Source organism: Pseudomonas sp. S2_A02 (assembly GCF_054668495.1).
This window is the reverse complement of record NZ_CP162776.1, coordinates 2,039,681-2,056,135: the sequence shown is the minus strand read 5'-3', so window position 1 is coordinate 2,056,135 and position 16,455 is coordinate 2,039,681. Positions and strand designations below refer to the sequence as shown.

Sequence of the window (16,455 nt, the reverse complement as noted above, 5' to 3'; positions counted from 1 at the left end):
AGAGGCATCAACCCTCTTCAAGCCACCAACGCAACGGCTTGCCTTCGGCCGGCCAGAAACGCATCTGCTCGATCGGCGAGACGTCCCAGCGCTGCACGTTTTCCAGCGCCTGCAGGAAGCGTTTTTCCTGCTCCATCAACGCCGGCGCACACATTTTGCGGGTGCTGCCGATCTTGCCGAAGCTCAGCTTGTCGCCTTCCAGGGTATACGGCGCGAACCAGTGGTTGCAGCCGCCATTGCCATAGGCCCGACCGTCTTCATCGAGGGTGATGGTCAGGTGGCTGTAGTCCATCAGCGGACGCTCGCCGATCCACTCCAGAATGTAGCTGCGGTTGTGTTGCAATTGCACCGGTTCGGCGGCGCAGCCCAACAGGCTGGCGCCAGCCATGGCGCTCAGAGCAAGGCGTTTCATCACGCAGGCTCCTGGCACTTCTTGCACAGGTGCTTGTCAGCAACAGTGGCCCAACCCAGCTCGGCAATCCGTGCAGTGGCCGCCGGTTTTTCCGCCTTGTTGCCCAGCTTGGCGTCGACCGCGAACTCAAAGTTCAGCTCTTTGGCGCAGCTGTCGCAGTTGACTTTCCAGGTGTGGATCGCCAGTTCGCCGAACACCGGACCACTGGCCACCGCGACCCATTGGCCCGGCGGGTTGATCAGATGGCGAACCGTTTCGACGGTCAGGCGCATGGACAAGTCCTTGCTGCCTTTAAGGGTCACTACCAGCACGTCGTTATTACGAATCGAGCCGCCGTTGCCGGTGACTTGATAACGCCCCGGCACGAGGGCGCGGCATTCGGTGAGGGTGTGTTGCGGGTTCATCAGGCTGTAGCGGAAATCGTGTTCGACCATGGGTCCTCCAAATATGCGCGATATGCTAGCACGGGCATGAACGCAGCATGGCGCGGGCATGTGACCTTCGATCTGGTTCGAATTACCTACCGAGTCGTGGCACACTGCCACTTTTGCATCTCTAAGGAATGGAAATGGCGTTGATCGAATGTTTTGAGTGCAAGCAACGCATCAGTTCCACGGCGCCTGCTTGCATTCATTGCGGTGCACCTGCGGTGGCAGAAGCCGCCACGTCGACGGCAACGCAGGCGCCTCTTTCTTTCGGGCGTTTACCGACCAATGAGAACGTGCCCAGGGTGACCCCGGCCGCTTTCGGGCGCAAACGTAAAGCCGAAGTCGAGGCAGAGATCCCGGCACCGGCACCCGGCGGGCCGCGTCCGGTGGAACTCTGGCTGAAATTGATGATTTTCTTGCTTCCGCCGTTCTTTGTCTGGTTCCTGCTGCGTCGCGGGCATTCGCTGGGGCAGCGCTTTTTGGGCTTCGGCTGGCTGGCGTTTATGTACCTTTTGTCCAAGGCCTGAGCCGATCAGCACTAAACCTGATTCTGTGGCGAACCGGCCGCCCAGGCCGCGATGTTGTGCAGTGTGGTCGCGGCAATCGCGCCCAACGCTTCACGGGTGAGGAAGGCCTGGTGCGCCGTAATGATGACGTTCGGAAAGGTCAATAAGCGCGCCAGCACATCGTCCTGCAGCGGCAGGTCGGAGCGATCCTCGAAGAACAGCTGCGCTTCTTCTTCATACACATCCAGCCCCAAATAGCCCAATTGGCCGTCCTTCAACGCATCGATCAGCGCCGGGGTGTCCACCAGACCGCCGCGCCCGGTATTGATCAACATCGCGCCTGGCTGCATGTGCGCCAGTGACTCGCTGTTGATCAAGTGTTTGCTCTGTTCGTTGAGCGGGCAATGCAGGCTGATGATCTGCGACTCGGCCAGCAGTTGCGGCAAGCTGAGGTAGCGCGCGCCGAGCGCTTCGACCTGCGGGTTCGGGTAAGGATCACAGGCCAGCAACTGGCAGCCGAAGCCGTTCATGATTTTCGCGAACGTCGCGCCGATCTGCCCGGTGCCGACCACGCCGACGGTCTTGCCCACGAGGTCGAAACCGGTCAGCCCGTGCAAGCTGAAATCCCCCTCGCGGGTACGGTTGTAGGCACGGTGCAGTCGGCGGTTAAGCGCCAGGATCAGCGCCACCGCGTGTTCGGCCACCGCGTGAGGCGAGTAGGCCGGGACCCTTACAATCGCTAGCCCCAGGCGCTTCGCCACCGTCAGGTCGACATGGTTGTAACCGGCCGAGCGCAGGGCAACCAGGCGTGTGCCGCCCGCCGCCAGACGTTCGAGTACCGGAGCGCTGAGGTCATCATTGATGAAGGCGCAGACCACGTCGTGATGCTCCGCCAACGCCACGGTGTCGAGACTCAGTCGCGCCGACTGGAAATGCAGCTCGATGCCGACAGGAAGGTCGGCACTCAGAAAACTGTCGCGGTCGTAAGTCTGGCTGCTGAAAAGAATCGTGCGCATGCTGTGCTCCTGGAAGTCTCAAACCGGAATGCGGTGAGCTTAGCCTTCAAGGCGCCCAGCGTTATTGCGCTGCATCAGGCATTGATGCGCGCCTGGGCCGCCAGGCGATTGATGGCTCGTTCGAGTTCTTCCAGCGCACCGGGGGCTTTCGGGTCCTGTTGCTTGAGCAGGGTTTCACTGCGCTGGCAGGCGGCGCGCAGTTGCGGGACGCCGCAATAACGGGTCGCCCCATGCAGGCGATGGACCCGCTCGATCAGGGCATTCTGGTCATTGGCTTCACGGGCGACGCGGATGGCCTCACGGTCGGCTTCCAGGGAAGCCAGCAGCATTGCCAGCATGTCCGCCGCCAGATCGGCCTTGCCGGCCGCCAGGCGCAGCCCTTCATCGTGATCGAGCACCTGCAACTCATGACCGTTGTGGCTCTCGCTGGAGCGCTCCGGCCCCAGATTACGCAACGCCAGGCCGGTCCACTTCAACACCACTTGTGCCAGTTGCCGTTCGCTGATGGGTTTGGTCAGGTAGTCGTCCATGCCGCTTTGCAGCAACGCGCGTTTTTCGTTGGCCATCGCGTGGGCGGTAAGGGCAACGATCGGCAATGGCGTGCAATGCCGCTCGCTTTCCCACTGGCGAATGGCTTCAGTGCTCTGGCGGCCATCCATGCCGGGCATCTGCACGTCCATCAGCACCAGGTCGAAGGTCTCGTTCTGCACGGCCTTGACTGCGGCATAACCGCTTTCCACCGCGAGCACCTTGGCGCCCATGTCTTCGAGCAGGGTTTGTACCAGCAGCAGATTGGCCGGGTTGTCATCGACGCAAAGGACCTTCGGCGCGCGGCTTGAAAGCGGCTCGCCGGGGTCGCTGCGCTGCTGGCGCGGGTTGACCAGATCCGACAAGGCCCGGCGCAGTTTGCGCGTGCAGGCCGGTTTGGACTGCAGCTGGCTGTGGGGGTTGGGCACCGAGAGGTGGAACAGCGTCAGTTCGGTGGTCGGGCATAGCACCAACACTCGGCAACCCAGGTGTTCGAGGTCCCAGATATGCTGGTTGAGGCGCTCCGGCGGCATGTCATTGCTGGTGATGCCGAGCACTGCCAGGCCGATGGCCTGATCGGTCTGATGGGCGCCGGTCACGCCGTTGGCCAGGCTTTCCAGGGTGTTGAACGGCGTGACTGTCAGGCCGCAGTCCTCCAGTTGATGCTGCAAGGCCTGACGGGCCAGCTCATGGTTTTCCAACACCGCCACCCGCTGTCCGAGCAACGGTGGGCCGGGCAGGTCTTCGGCGTCGTCGCGGGTTTTGGGCAGGCTCAGGCTGATCCAGAATTCCGAACCTTCACCCGGTGTGCTGTCGACGCCGATCTCGCCGCCCATCTGCTCGATCAGGCGTTTGGAAATCACCAACCCAAGGCCGGTGCCGCCAGGTTGTCGGGACAGTGAGTTATCGGCCTGGCTGAAGGCCTGGAACAAGGCGCGCACGTCCTGATTCGACAGACCGATGCCGGTGTCCTGAATGCTGATGCGCAGTTGCACGCTGTCTTCATGTTCTTCTTCGAGCATGGCCCGGGCGACGATGGTGCCTTCGCGGGTGAACTTGATCGCGTTGCTCACAAGGTTGGTGAGGATCTGCTTGAGTCGCAGCGGATCGCCCACCAGCGACAATGGCGTATCGCGATAAACCAGGCTCACCAGCTCAAGCTCTTTGGCGTGGGCGGCCGGGGCAAGGATGTTCAAGGTGTCTTGCAGCAGGTCGCGCAGGTTGAACGGAATGTGGTCGAGCACCAGTTTGCCAGCCTCGATTTTCGAGAAGTCGAGAATCTCGTTGATGATCCCCAGCAGGCTATCGGCGGATTTTTCGATGGTGCCCAGGTAATCGAGCTGGCGCGGCGTCAGTTCGCTTTTTTGCAGCAAATGGGTGAAGCCGAGAATGCCGTTCAGCGGCGTGCGGATTTCATGGCTCATGTTGGCCAGGAACTCGGATTTGATCCGGCTCGCCTCCAGGGCTTCCTTGCGTGCCAGGTCGAGCTCGATGTTCTGGATTTCGATGGTTTCCAGGTTCTGGCGCACGTCTTCGGTGGCCTGGTCGACGCTGTTTTGCAATTCTTCCTGAGCGTTCTGCAGGGTCCCGGCCATGCGGTTGATGCCGGACGCCAGTTCATCCAGCTCCTGGCTGCCGAGGGGTGGCAGACGGGTTTCCAGATGACCATCCTTGAGCTGTGCCACCGCTTGTTTGATCTGGCTCAATGGCCGGTTGATCGTCCGGCCCATGCGCAATGCCAACAGCGCCGCACCGATCAGACCTGCGCCGATCAGCAGCAGGCTGGCGAACAGGCTGCGGTAACCGCGCAGCAACATGCCACTGTGTGACAGTTCGAGTTCGACCCAGCCCAGCAGACGGTCGGCTTCATCGGGGATCAGGTCGCCGGCCAGGTTGCGGTGCTTGCCGAACACCGGCAGCAGGTAACGCGTGGCGTCATTGCCACTGCGGCGCAACAGCTGTGAGCCGTTGCCCAAAGGGGCCTGATTGAGCATGGTCGGGCCGGCGTGGGCCAGCGGTGTGCGGTCGGGGGCGAGGAAAGTCACCGCGCGCACGTCGGTTTGTTCCAGGAACTGGGTGGCGATGCGTTCCAGCAGGTCATTGTCTTTGCGACCCATGGCCGGGGCAACCAGCGGTGCTAGCTGTTCGGCAATCATTTCGCCGCGCTGCATGAGTTGGGATTGCAGGTCCGATTGCTGCATCCAGGTGAAATAGCCGCCCAGGACCAGCGCCATCAGGGTGGTCGGCAACAGAGTCAGCAACAGCACGCGGCCTTTAATTCCCAGTTTCTTGAGCACGCATCTCTCCCGCATCCAGCTGTTTATTGACCTGCACATGCGTCCGGCACGCGCCACCTGCGCAGTGTAGCGATTTGCATGCGGGCAATCTTCGTAAATTGATGTCGTTGTTCGTCGGCCAGTTCAATGCTTTGGTCGCGGGGGGCAAACCTTGGCTTGCCCCTGTCGAGGCAATCTTGAATAATCAGCAACTGAGAATTATTTGCAGATACTCATGACTCCCATTTCTATCAATCATCCCCGAATCCTCTCCATCGAAGACGATCTGGTACTCGGTGCTTATGTCCATGAGCATCTGGGGCGCTGCGGTTTTCAGGTGACCTGGTGCCAGAACGGTCAGGAAGGGTTGGCCATTGCCCGCCAACAAGCCTTCGATGTGGTGTTGATGGATATTCTGTTGCCGGGGCTGGATGGCCTGGCGGTGCTGACCCAACTGCGCCAGAGCCATTCCACGCCGGTGGTGCTGATGTCGGCGCTGGGCGCAGAGGCGGATCGCATCAGTGGTTTTCGCCTCGGCGCCGACGATTACCTGCCCAAACCTTTCAGCATGGCCGAGTTGCGGGTGCGCATCGAGGCGATCCTGCGGCGGGTGGCGCTCGACCGGCGGCCGGTGCCGGCACCGATTGCCCCTGCGATGGACAGTCTGCGTTTCGACGATGAACGGTGCGAGGTCTTTTTGGGCGGGCACGCGGCCGGCCTGACTCGCAGCGAATATCGGTTGCTGGATACATTGAATCGCAACGGTGATGAAGTACTGAGCAAGGCGTTCCTTTATCAGCAGGTGTTGCAGCGCGGTTACGCGCCCCATGACCGCAGCCTCGACATGCACATCAGTCAGATTCGCCGCAAACTCAAGGCCATCGGTTACACCGAGCGTGAAGTGCGTACGGTCTGGGGCAAGGGGTATGTCTTGAGTGCGGCCGATGAAATGGTCTGACGTGCCGGGCAGGCATTCACTGTTCTGGAAACTGGCTTGCTTGTTGGTGGCGTTCTGTCTGCTGATGATCTGGTTGAGCTGGTCCTGGGGCCGCTACATGGAAAAGAAAAACCTGTTCCTGTCCGACGAGGCCCGGGGCACTCTGACGCGCTACGCCGCCGAGGCAGAGCGGGCGTGGAACGAACAACAGAGTGCGGGCATTGATGCCTGGTTGCAGCGTGTCGGCCAGCGTGAGTCGACCTGGGTCGGTGTCATCGGCGCCGACTTGCAATCACTGAGTAATCATCCGCTGGCCAACCAGGAAATCCAGCGCCTGACCTTTTTGCGCGGTCTGGATTGGCCGGTGAGTCGGCGTCACCAAGGCCTGCCGTGGCTGAAAATTCCATTTCCCAACGACCCGTCTGCCGGCAGCCTGGTGATCGAGTTGCCTCAACGTTTCATGCCTGGACGCTACCGAGTGTTTTGGCGAGTGATCACCAATGGGGTGATTCCCGGGCTGTTCACCCTGCTGCTGTGCGTGGGGCTGTATCGATTGTTGGTCGTGCCATTGAACAGCCTGCGCGAACAAGCCAACGCCTGGCGCGCCGACCAACTGACTGTGCGTTTATCGAGTCGCACCACCAATCGTTCGGATGAATTGGGTGAACTGGGCAGGGCTTTCGATCACATGGCCGAGCGCCTGCAAGGCACGGTGACCCTGCAACAGCAACTGCTGCGCGACCTGTCCCATGAATTGCGCACACCGCTGAGCCGGCTGCGGGTGGCCAGCGAAAGCGAGCAGAACCTGGGGCAACTGCGCGAACGGATTGGCCGGGAGGTCGACGGCATGCAGCGCTTGGTCGAAGACGCCCTGCAACTGGCCTGGCTCGACACCGAGCGCGCGCCGTTGCCCGATGAAGCGATCCAGGTCCAGGCCTTGTGGGAAATGCTCACGGAAAACGCCTGCTATGAAAGTGGCTGGCCGGCGAGTCAGTTGCACTGTGCAGTGGATGCATCCTGCTGGGTTCGTGGCCATCTCAATACCCTGGCCCAGGCGCTGGAAAACATTCTGCGCAATGCCATTCGTCATTCACCCAGGGGCGGTGTCGTGACGCTCGGTGGTCGGCGCGATGGCGACTTCTGGCACCTGTGGCTGGAAGACGAGGGCGGCGGGGTGGCTGACGAGGATCTTGAACGGATCTTTTCGCCGTTTATCCGGCTCGATGGTTCGCGGCCGGGGGATGGTGGATTCGGATTGGGTTTGAGCATCGCGAGAAATGCGGTGCAGCGCCAGTGTGGGCGGTTGTGGGCGGAGAATAGCGGGGCAGGGTTGCGGTTGAATATGCGGTTATTGGCGGATATTGATGGTGTCTGTGACGACGCCATCGCGAGCAGGCTCGCTCCCACATTGAATGTGTGTCAGCCCCACATTGTGTGAACAACGCTGATCCCTGTAGGAGCGAGCCTGCTTGCGATGACATTCACCAACCCACCACAAAACCCACCCTTATTCCCATAAGCCATAAGCTCCTTACTTTGCGTGATATGGCCTGCGCACGTTTGCCGGTATGATAGGCACCCCCGCAGTCTGGATTGCGAATACGCCATGACCTTGCAGTACCCAACCATCGCCGATTGCGTCGGCAACACTCCGCTGGTCCGTTTGCAGCGCCTGCCTGGCGCCACCAGCAACACCCTTTTGCTCAAGCTTGAAGGGAACAACCCGGCGGGTTCGGTCAAGGACCGTCCGGCGCTGTCGATGATCACCCGCGCCGAATTACGCGGGCAGATCCACGCCGGCGATACGCTGATCGAAGCGACCTCGGGCAACACCGGGATCGCCCTGGCGATGGCTGCCGCGATCAAGGGTTACAAGATGATCCTGATCATGCCGGACAATTCCAGCGCCGAGCGTAAAGCCGCCATGACAGCCTATGGCGCCGAGCTGATTCTGGTCAGCCAGGAAGAAGGCATGGAAGGCGCTCGCGACCTCGCCCAGCGAATGGAAGCCGAAGGCCGCGGCAAGGTTCTGGATCAGTTCGCCAATGGTGATAACCCCGAGGCGCATTACACCACCACCGGTCCGGAAATCTGGCGTCAGACCGAAGGCACTATCACTCATTTCGTCAGCTCGATGGGCACCACCGGCACCATCATGGGCGTTTCGCGCTACTTGAAAGAGCAGAACGACAACGTGCAGATCATCGGGCTGCAACCGATGGAAGGTTCGGCGATTCCGGGCATCCGTCGCTGGCCGCAGGAATATCTGCCGAAAATTTATCAGGCCGAGCGCGTGGACCGGATCGTCGACATGGCGCAAAGCGAAGCCGAAGACGTGACCCGTCGTCTGGCGCGCGAAGAAGGCATCTTCTGCGGCGTGTCTTCGGGCGGTGCCGTGGCGGCGATGCTGCGTCTGTCCAAAGAAGTTGAAAACGCGGTGATCGTCGCAATCATCTGCGACCGTGGCGACCGTTACTTGTCGACCGGCATTTTCGACGCGCCCAACTGATGGCCAAGCAAGAGAGAGGCCTGCGCTTCCAGCCCACGGGCGGCAGCAAGGCCCCGCAAGTCCCGACCGGCAAAAAGCAGCGCTTGACCATCGAGCGCCTGGCCAATGACGGTCGCGGTATCGCGTTTTTCGAAGGTCGCACCTGGTTCGTTATCGGCGCATTGGCCGGTGAAGAGGTCGAAGTGCGGGTTTTGGGTGCCCACGGCAAAGTGGTCGAAGCGCGTACCGAGCGCGTGTTCCAGGCCAGTGAACTGCGCCGCCCGGCACCGTGCGCTCATGCCGCTCGCTGCGGCGGGTGCAGCGTGCAGCATTTGCCCCACAACGAACAGCTCGCCCTGAAACAGCGCATGCTCGCCGAGCAATTGTCGCGGGTTGCCGGTGTCGAACCTGAAGAGTGGGCAGCGCCGTTGAGCGGTCCGGAATTCGGCTACCGCCGTCGCGCCCGAGTGGCGGTGCGTTGGGACATGAAAGCGAAAAAACTCGAAGTCGGCTTCCGCGCTGCCGGCAGTCAGGACATCGTCGCCATCAACGAATGCCCGGTGCTGGTACAGCCCTTGCAACCGATCATGAGCCGCTTGCCGGAGATGCTGCGGCGCTTGAGCAAGCCTCAGGCGCTGGGGCATGTGGAGTTGTTCAGCGGTTCGTCATTGGCGGTATTGCTGCGGCACATGGCGCCGTTGTCCGAAGCCGACATGACCATCCTCAAGGAATTCTGCGCGTTCCATGAAGCCCAGTTGTGGCTGCATGGCGACGGCGAGCCGCAACCGGTCGAGGCCGATCAGTCGCTGGGTTATCGCCTTGAGCAGTGGGACTTGAACCTGGCGTATCGGCCAGGAGATTTCATCCAGGTCAACGCCGGGGTCAACGAAGCGATGGTCGCCCAGGCGTTGGCATGGTTGGCGCCGAAATCTGATGAACGGGTTCTGGACCTGTTTTGTGGGTTGGGCAACTTTGCCTTGCCACTGGCCAAAACCGTTCGCGAAGTGGTGGCGGTGGAGGGCGTGCAGGCGATGGTCGAGCGGGCCACCGCGAATGCTGTCAGCAATAATCTGCATAACGCGAAGTTTTTTCAGGCCGATTTATCCCGGCCTTTGGCCGATGCCGAATGGGCCGATGAAGGCTTTTGTGCGGTACTCTTGGACCCACCTCGCGACGGTGCTTTCGAGGTGGTGCGCAAGCTGGCGTCGCTGGGCGCCAAACGATTGGTGTATGTGTCGTGCAACCCGGCAACACTGGCGCGCGATACGGTCGAATTGATCAAGCAGGGCTACCGGTTAAAACGTGCCGGGATTCTCGATATGTTTCCTCAGACGGCACATGTCGAGGCCATGGCGTTATTTGAAGCGAGCTAGGACGGCTCGTCTGGTCCGACTGACTCGCCCGTGCACATGCTTCGTCTTAGCCCCGCGAGTGCACACGGGCAGCGAAGGTCAGCGATTTGACGCATTGAATCTGCGTCGTAGGGAAGGTAAAGCAAGATGGTACAGGTGAGAGCACACCAGCCGATCAACACGGACGGCAGTATCAACCTCGAGGCTTGGCTCGATCATGCGGTCAGTGTCGATCTGGCACTGGATCGCGAAGCCTTGAAGGAAGCCTGCGAGTACGCTCGCGAGGCCGAACAACAAGCCAATGCGGCGAAGAATCTGTGGTCCGAAGGGACCTCGAGTTTCCGTACCGGCCTTGAGATCGCCGAGATTCTCGCCGACCTCAAACTCGACCAGGATTCGTTGGTTGCAGCCGTGCTGTACCGCGGCGTGCGCGAAGGCCAGATCCAGTTGCCGGCGGTCAGCCAGCGTTTCGGTCCGGTGGTCGCCAAACTCATCGACGGCGTGTTGCGCATGGCGGCGATCAGCGCCAGCCTGAGCCCCCGTCAATCCCTGGTGCTGGGCACTCAGGGCCAGGTCGAGAACCTGCGCAAAATGCTGGTGGCCATGGTCGACGACGTGCGCGTCGCGCTGATCAAACTGGCCGAGCGCACCTGTGCGATCCGCGCGGTGAAAACCGCTGACGACGAGAAGCGCAACCGCGTCGCCCGTGAAGTCTTCGACATTTACGCGCCGCTGGCCCACCGCCTCGGTATCGGTCATATCAAGTGGGAGCTGGAGGACTTGTCCTTCCGCTATCTTGAGCCCGACCAGTACAAGCAGATCGCCAAGTTGCTCCACGAGCGACGGCTGGATCGCGAGCGCTTTATCGCCGACGTGATGACCCAACTCAAAGACGAGTTGCAGGCCACCGGCGTCGATGCCGACATCAGCGGCCGGGCCAAACACATCTATTCGATCTGGCGCAAAATGCAGCGCAAGGGTCTGGAGTTCAGCCAGATCTACGACGTGCGCGCGGTTCGCGTGCTGGTGCCGGAAATGCGCGATTGCTACACCGCGCTCGGCATCGTCCACACCCTGTGGCGGCATATCCCGAAAGAGTTCGACGACTACATCGCCAATCCGAAAGAGAACGGCTACCGCTCGCTGCACACCGCGGTCATCGGCCCTGAAGGCAAAGTGCTGGAAGTGCAGATCCGCACCCATGCGATGCACGAAGAAGCCGAGCTGGGGGTGTGCGCGCACTGGAAGTACAAAGGCACCGACGTCAAGTCCAGTTCCAATCACTACGAAGAGAAAATCTCCTGGCTGCGTCAGGTCCTCGAGTGGCACGAAGAGCTCGGTGATATTGGTGGCCTTGCCGAACAACTGCGGGTCGATATCGAGCCGGACCGGGTCTACATCTTTACCCCGGACGGTCACGCCATCGACTTGCCGAAGGGCGCGACACCGTTGGACTTTGCCTACCGCGTGCACACCGAAATCGGTCACAACTGCCGCGGCGCCAAGATCAACGGGCGCATCGTGCCGCTCAACTACAGCCTGCAAACCGGTGAACAGGTCGAGATCATCACCAGCAAGCACGGCACCCCGAGCCGCGACTGGCTGAACCCGAACCTGGGTTACATCACCACCTCGCGGGCCCGGGCGAAGATCGTTCACTGGTTCAAATTGCAGGCCCGTGATCAGAACGTCGCGGCCGGTAAAACCTTGCTCGAGCGCGAACTCAATCGCCTCGGCCTGCCGCAGGTGGATTTCGACAAGCTGGCCGAGAAGGCCAACATGAAGACCGCCGAGGACATGTTCGCCGCATTGGGCGCAGGCGATTTGCGCCTGGCGCAACTGGTGAACCTGGCGCAGCAACTGGTCGAGCCGGAACGCGGCAACGAGCAGTTGGAGCTGATCCCGCGCAAAGCCACCGGCTACAAACCGGGCAAGCGTGGCGACATTCAGATCCAGGGCGTCGGCAACCTGATGACCCAGATGGCCGGCTGCTGCCAGCCGCTGCCGGGGGATGCGATCGTCGGTTACATTACCCAGGGCCGTGGCGTGAGCATTCACCGTCAGGATTGCGCCTCGGTGCTGCAACTGGCCGGGCGCGAGCCGGAGCGGATCATCCAGGTCAGCTGGGGCCCGGTGCCGGTGCTCACCTATCCGGTGGACATCATCATCCGCGCCTACGATCGTTCCGGTCTGCTGCGTGACGTGTCCCAGGTGCTGCTCAACGAGCGGATCAACGTGCTGGCGGTCAACACCCGTTCGAACAAAGAGGACAACACGGCGTTGATGTCCCTGACTATCGAGATTCCGGGGCTGGATGCGCTGGGGCGGTTACTGGGGCGGATTTCCCAGTTGCCGAATATCATCGAAACCCGGCGTAATCGCACACCTTGATGGCATGTCTTGCACCGATCCACTGTGGGAGCGAGCCTGCTCGCGAAAGCGGTCTGACATTCAACATATGTGTTGCCTGTCGCTCCGCAATCGCGAGCAGGCTCGCTCCCACAGGTTCTCGCAGAGATTGATAGAAGATGTATTCACTTGAAGATCTATTGCACCTGATGAACCGTCTGCGCGACCCGCAGTACGGTTGCCCGTGGGACATCAAGCAAACCTACGCCACCATCGTCCCGCACACCCTGGAAGAAGCCTACGAAGTCGCTGACGCGATCGAGCGTGGGGACTTCGATCATTTGCAGGGTGAGTTGGGCGACTTGCTGTTCCAGGTGGTTTATTACAGCCAACTGGCCAGGGAAGAAGGGCGCTTCGAGTTCGATGGCGTGGTCGACAGCATCACGCGCAAGCTGATCCGCCGTCATCCTCACGTGTTCCCCACCGGTGATCTGTATGCGCCGCTGGACATCCCGCGTTTGAATGAAGAGCAGGTCAAGCAACGCTGGGAAGAGATCAAGGCGCAAGAACGCGCCGAGAAGTCTTCGGCGCCGCAGCAGCTGTCCTTGCTCGACGACGTGCCTGCCGCGTTGCCGGCGCTGTCCCGTTCGGCAAAACTGCAGAAGCGCGCAGGGCAGGTCGGTTTCGACTGGCCGGACGCCTTGCCGGTGCTCGACAAGGTTCGCGAAGAGCTCGATGAGGTGCTCGAAGCCATGGCCGACAATGATGCGGTAGCGATTGCCGATGAAGTCGGCGACCTGCTGTTTTCCGTGGTCAATCTGGCGCGACATCTTAAGGTCGATCCGGAAACCGCACTGCGCGGCGCGAACTCAAAGTTTGAAAGACGCTTCCGATTTATCGAACAGGCATTGCGCGACACCCACCGTCCCATAGAAGATTGCACCCTCGAAGAGTTGGACGCCTTGTGGGGCGAAGCCAAACGTCAGGAAAAGAATTTGCCCAGCTGCGGTTGAGCAGTTGCCTAAGTGAGAAATAAGCACCATGAGCATTTCCCTTCGCGACCAGTTGCTCAAAGCAGGGCTGGTCAATCAAAAGCAGGCCAAACAGGTCGGCAAAGAGAAGCAGAAGCAGCAACGTCTGGCCCACAAAGGTCAGATCGAACTCGATGACTCCCAGCAGCGTGCCGCTCAGGAAGCCATGGCCGAGAAGGTCAAGCGCGACCAGGAGCTGAACCGTCAGCAGCAGGAGAAGGCAGAAGCGAAGGCCCGCGCCGCCCAGATCAAGCAATTGATCGAAGTCTCGCGCCTGCCCAAGCTGACCACCGAGGACTACTACAACTTCGTCGACGACAAGAAGGTCAAGCGCATCTCCGTCAACACCCTGATGCGCAACCAGCTCAGCAATGGCTTCCTGGCGATCGTGCACCACGCCGGCGGTTATGAAGTGATCCCGCGTGAGGCGGCCCTGAAAATCCAGGAGCGCGATCCACAGCGCATCGTGCAGCTGAATGTGAAGACAGAAGAAGTCAGCGTCGAAGACGATCCGTACGCGGCCTATCAGATCCCTGATGATCTGATGTGGTAAGCCATTAGCGTCTGCAACAACGACAAACCCCGCTCATGGCGGGGTTTGTCGATTTCAATGCGGTCATTATGCAGAGCGCGCTTCGCGCTGCTGCTCCAGTGTTTCCAGTTCGGCCTTGTATTGGTGGGCTTCGGTCTCGGAGTGGAACATCCCGACCAGCAGGTCTTGTTGATGTACATCCCAGATGCGGATACCGGCGGCGATGCCTTCATGGGACATATGTGAATCGTCGCGTTCAGTTACTTTTACAGTCATCTGCTAGCTCCCCTCTCTGTTATCTGCAGCAAGGCGTGTGCAGGCCTTTGTTATATATTTTGTTAGCTGGCTAAGTAAATGGCAGAGTTCGGCAACCCATTTTTGCAGAATCGGCAAAAGTCCTGCAGCCCGCGAAATACGCGACATTCAGTCGCAGGCCATTGAGTTTCATGACAAATGTTTCATGTTCGTGAGGAAGAAAATCGCGGCCTGATGGATTGACCACCGCAATCCTTGTGGGAGCGGGCTTGCTCGCGAAAGCGGTCTGACAGACACATTGATGTTGAATGTGCCGTCGTCTTCGCGAGCAAGCCCGCTCCCACAGGTTGGCGCCTTAACTGGCTACTTTATCCAGGCAAAAAAAACGCCCCGAACCAGTCGGGGCGTTTTGTTTACGGCGAAGCGGCGGGGTATTACTTACCCTGCCAACGCTTCAGCACCAAGGTGGCGTTGGTGCCACCGAAGCCGAAGCTGTTGCTCATCACGGTGTTGATGGTGGCGTCTTCACGGGTCTTGGTCAGGATTGGCATGTCTGCCACTTCCGGGTCCAGTTCGTCGATGTTGGCCGAACCCGCCATGAAGTTGCCTTCCATCATCAGCAGGCAGTAGATCGCTTCGTGAACACCAGCGGCGCCCAGGGAGTGACCTGACAGGCTTTTGGTGGAGCTGATGGCCGGAGCCTTGTCGCCGAACACTTCGCGCACACCTTTCATTTCCATGACGTCGCCGACCGGAGTCGAGGTGCCGTGGGTGTTCAGGTAGTCGATCGGTGCATTGATGGTGGACATGGCCATCTGCATGCAGCGGATGGCGCCTTCGCCGCTTGGGGCGACCATGTCGTAGCCATCGGAGGTCGCGCCGTAGCCAACGATTTCCGCGTAGATCTTCGCGCCGCGGGCCAGAGCGTGTTCCAGCTCTTCGACCACGACCATGCCGCCACCGCCGGCAATGACGAAACCGTCACGCTTGGCGTCGTAGGCACGGGAAGCTTTTTCCGGGGTTTCGTTGTACTGGGTGGACAGGGCGCCCATGGCATCGAACAGGAACGATTGGCTCCAGTGTTCTTCTTCACCACCACCGGCGAAGACGATGTCCTGCTTGCCCAGCTGGATCTGTTCCATGGCGTTACCGATGCAGTGAGCACTGGTGGCGCAAGCGGAGGAGATCGAGTAGTTCACACCCTTGATCTTGAACGGCGTGGCCAGGCAGGCTGAAACGGTGCTGCCCATGGTCCGCGTGACGCGGTACGGGCCGACGCGCTTGACGCCTTTCTCGCGCAGGATGTCCAGCGCTTCCATCTGGTTCAAGGTCGACGCGCCACCGGAGCCGGCGATCAGGCCGGTACGCACGTTGGAAACTTGCTCTTCGGTCAGACCGGAGTCTGCGATGGCATCTTTCATGGCCAGGTAGGCGTAAGCCGCCGCGTGGCCGACGAAGCGAAAGATCTTGCGATCGATCAGTTCTTCGAGGGGAAGGTCAATGGAGCCGGAAACCTGGCTACGCAGACCCATTTCGGCATATTCCGGGTTGAACCGGATGCCAGGGCGGCTTGCACGCAGGTTAGCGGAGACGGTCTCTTTGTCATTGCCCAGGCACGAAACGATGCCCAGACCAGTGATAACGACGCGGCGCATGCGGATAACCCTTAGAAGTTGTCAGTGGAGGTGAAAACGCCGACCCGAAGGCCTTCGGCGGTATAGATTTCGCGGCCGTCGACGGTCACCGAACCATCGGCAATGGCCATGTTCAGCTTGCCCTTGAGGACGCGTTTGATATGAATGTTATAGGTGACTTTCTTGGCGGTCGGCAGTACCTGGCCAAAGAATTTCACTTCGCCCGAACCCAAGGCGCGACCACGGCCCGGCAGACCTTGCCAGCCGAGGAAGAAACCGACCAGTTGCCACATGGCATCGAGGCCCAGGCAGCCCGGCATCACCGGATCACCTTCGAAGTGGCAGGCGAAGAACCACAGGTCTGGAGTGATATCCAGCTCGGCGACCAATTCACCTTTGCCGTACTTGCCACCTTCTTCGCTGATATGGGTGATGCGATCGACCATCAGCATGTTCGGGGCGGGCAGTTGCGCGTTACCTGGGCCGAACAGCTCACCGCGACTGCAGCGCAGCAGGTCTTCCCGGGTAAAGGCGTTTTGTTTGGTCATGCGAGCTCCTCAATAGTCCATGCGGCAGGGTGGGGCGAATCTTCCCGGCCGATCGAAGCGTTCATGCCTCGAGTCAGCAGCCTACTCATAGACTATTGCGTTGTGGTGAAAGTCACAGCACCAAGGACATGAATGTACACTTGTGCACTGAAATTATTATTCA

15 protein-coding genes are annotated in these 16,455 nt (G+C 60.3%); 8 read left to right on the top strand and 7 right to left on the bottom strand.

Translation table 11 applies throughout. The features are described from left to right. Positions 1–7: 7 nt before the first annotated feature. Both AB4O41_RS09385 and AB4O41_RS09380 read right to left on the bottom strand, forming a co-directional pair. Positions 8–412, bottom strand: coding sequence for an META domain-containing protein (locus tag AB4O41_RS09385; protein WP_223487352.1), 405 nt, complete (start codon positions 410–412; stop codon positions 8–10). Next, a complete protein-coding gene (locus AB4O41_RS09380; RefSeq protein ID WP_460147430.1) occupies positions 412–846 on the bottom strand; it encodes a hypothetical protein in 435 nt (144 codons plus the stop codon). The genes AB4O41_RS09385 and AB4O41_RS09380 overlap by 1 nt, the downstream gene beginning before the upstream one ends. Before the next feature lie 134 nt (positions 847–980). Here AB4O41_RS09380 and AB4O41_RS09375 point away from each other — a divergent pair, with 134 nt between their 5' ends. Next, the gene (locus AB4O41_RS09375; protein WP_460147428.1) at positions 981–1,367 is read left to right on the top strand and encodes a hypothetical protein; all 387 of its coding nucleotides are present in this window, start codon (positions 981–983) and stop codon (positions 1,365–1,367) included. 11 nt (positions 1,368–1,378) lie between these two features. On the opposite strand, the gene AB4O41_RS09370 is transcribed toward AB4O41_RS09375, so the two are convergent. Continuing rightward, on the bottom strand, positions 1,379–2,362 hold the full coding sequence (locus AB4O41_RS09370; protein ID WP_460147426.1) for a 2-hydroxyacid dehydrogenase: 984 nt from the start codon (positions 2,360–2,362) through the stop codon (positions 1,379–1,381). Positions 2,363–2,436: 74 nt separating this feature from the next. Further along, positions 2,437–5,187, bottom strand: a complete 2,751-nt coding sequence (locus AB4O41_RS09365; protein WP_460147425.1) for a response regulator — start codon at positions 5,185–5,187, stop codon at positions 2,437–2,439. Between the two features lie 214 nt (positions 5,188–5,401). Between AB4O41_RS09365 and AB4O41_RS09360 the strand changes: the two genes are divergently transcribed. From AB4O41_RS09360 to AB4O41_RS09330, 7 genes are all read left to right on the top strand, one after another. Beyond that, positions 5,402–6,124, top strand: a complete 723-nt coding sequence (locus tag AB4O41_RS09360) for a response regulator transcription factor (protein ID WP_460147423.1) — start codon at positions 5,402–5,404, stop codon at positions 6,122–6,124. After that, entirely contained in the window at positions 6,111–7,541 is a 1,431-nt protein-coding gene (locus AB4O41_RS09355; RefSeq protein WP_460147421.1) for a histidine kinase sensor domain-containing protein, read from the top strand. The genes AB4O41_RS09360 and AB4O41_RS09355 overlap by 14 nt, the downstream gene beginning before the upstream one ends. 168 nt (positions 7,542–7,709) lie before the next feature. Then, positions 7,710–8,612, top strand: coding sequence for a cysteine synthase CysM (cysM, locus tag AB4O41_RS09350; RefSeq protein ID WP_007899067.1), 903 nt, complete (start codon positions 7,710–7,712; stop codon positions 8,610–8,612). Continuing rightward, positions 8,612–9,964, top strand: coding sequence for a 23S rRNA (uracil(1939)-C(5))-methyltransferase RlmD (gene rlmD, locus AB4O41_RS09345; RefSeq protein ID WP_460147419.1), 1,353 nt, complete (start codon positions 8,612–8,614; stop codon positions 9,962–9,964). The genes cysM and rlmD overlap by 1 nt, the downstream gene beginning before the upstream one ends. Before the next feature lie 126 nt (positions 9,965–10,090). Beyond that, complete coding sequence (relA, locus tag AB4O41_RS09340; protein ID WP_460147417.1) at positions 10,091–12,334, top strand: GTP diphosphokinase; 2,244 nt, start codon at positions 10,091–10,093, stop codon at positions 12,332–12,334. A gap of 137 nt (positions 12,335–12,471) precedes the next feature. Next, on the top strand, positions 12,472–13,305 hold the full coding sequence (gene mazG, locus AB4O41_RS09335) for a nucleoside triphosphate pyrophosphohydrolase (RefSeq protein ID WP_460147415.1): 834 nt from the start codon (positions 12,472–12,474) through the stop codon (positions 13,303–13,305). Positions 13,306–13,333: 28 nt separating this feature from the next. Next, the gene (locus AB4O41_RS09330; protein ID WP_367374643.1) at positions 13,334–13,876 is read left to right on the top strand and encodes a DUF2058 domain-containing protein; all 543 of its coding nucleotides are present in this window, start codon (positions 13,334–13,336) and stop codon (positions 13,874–13,876) included. Positions 13,877–13,942: 66 nt separating this feature from the next. Here AB4O41_RS09330 and AB4O41_RS09325 read toward each other — a convergent pair whose 3' ends face one another. From AB4O41_RS09325 to fabA, 3 genes are all read right to left on the bottom strand, one after another. Further along, the gene (locus tag AB4O41_RS09325; protein WP_030130084.1) at positions 13,943–14,131 is read right to left on the bottom strand and encodes a hypothetical protein; all 189 of its coding nucleotides are present in this window, start codon (positions 14,129–14,131) and stop codon (positions 13,943–13,945) included. A 413-nt stretch (positions 14,132–14,544) separates the two neighbouring features. After that, positions 14,545–15,765 carry a beta-ketoacyl-ACP synthase I gene (fabB, locus tag AB4O41_RS09320; RefSeq protein ID WP_460147413.1) on the bottom strand — a complete coding sequence of 407 codons (1,221 nt, stop codon included), beginning with the start codon at positions 15,763–15,765 and terminating at the stop codon, positions 14,545–14,547. Between the two features lie 11 nt (positions 15,766–15,776). Beyond that, entirely contained in the window at positions 15,777–16,292 is a 516-nt protein-coding gene (gene fabA, locus AB4O41_RS09315) for a 3-hydroxyacyl-[acyl-carrier-protein] dehydratase FabA (RefSeq protein ID WP_007899046.1), read from the bottom strand. Positions 16,293–16,455: the final 163 nt, after the last annotated feature.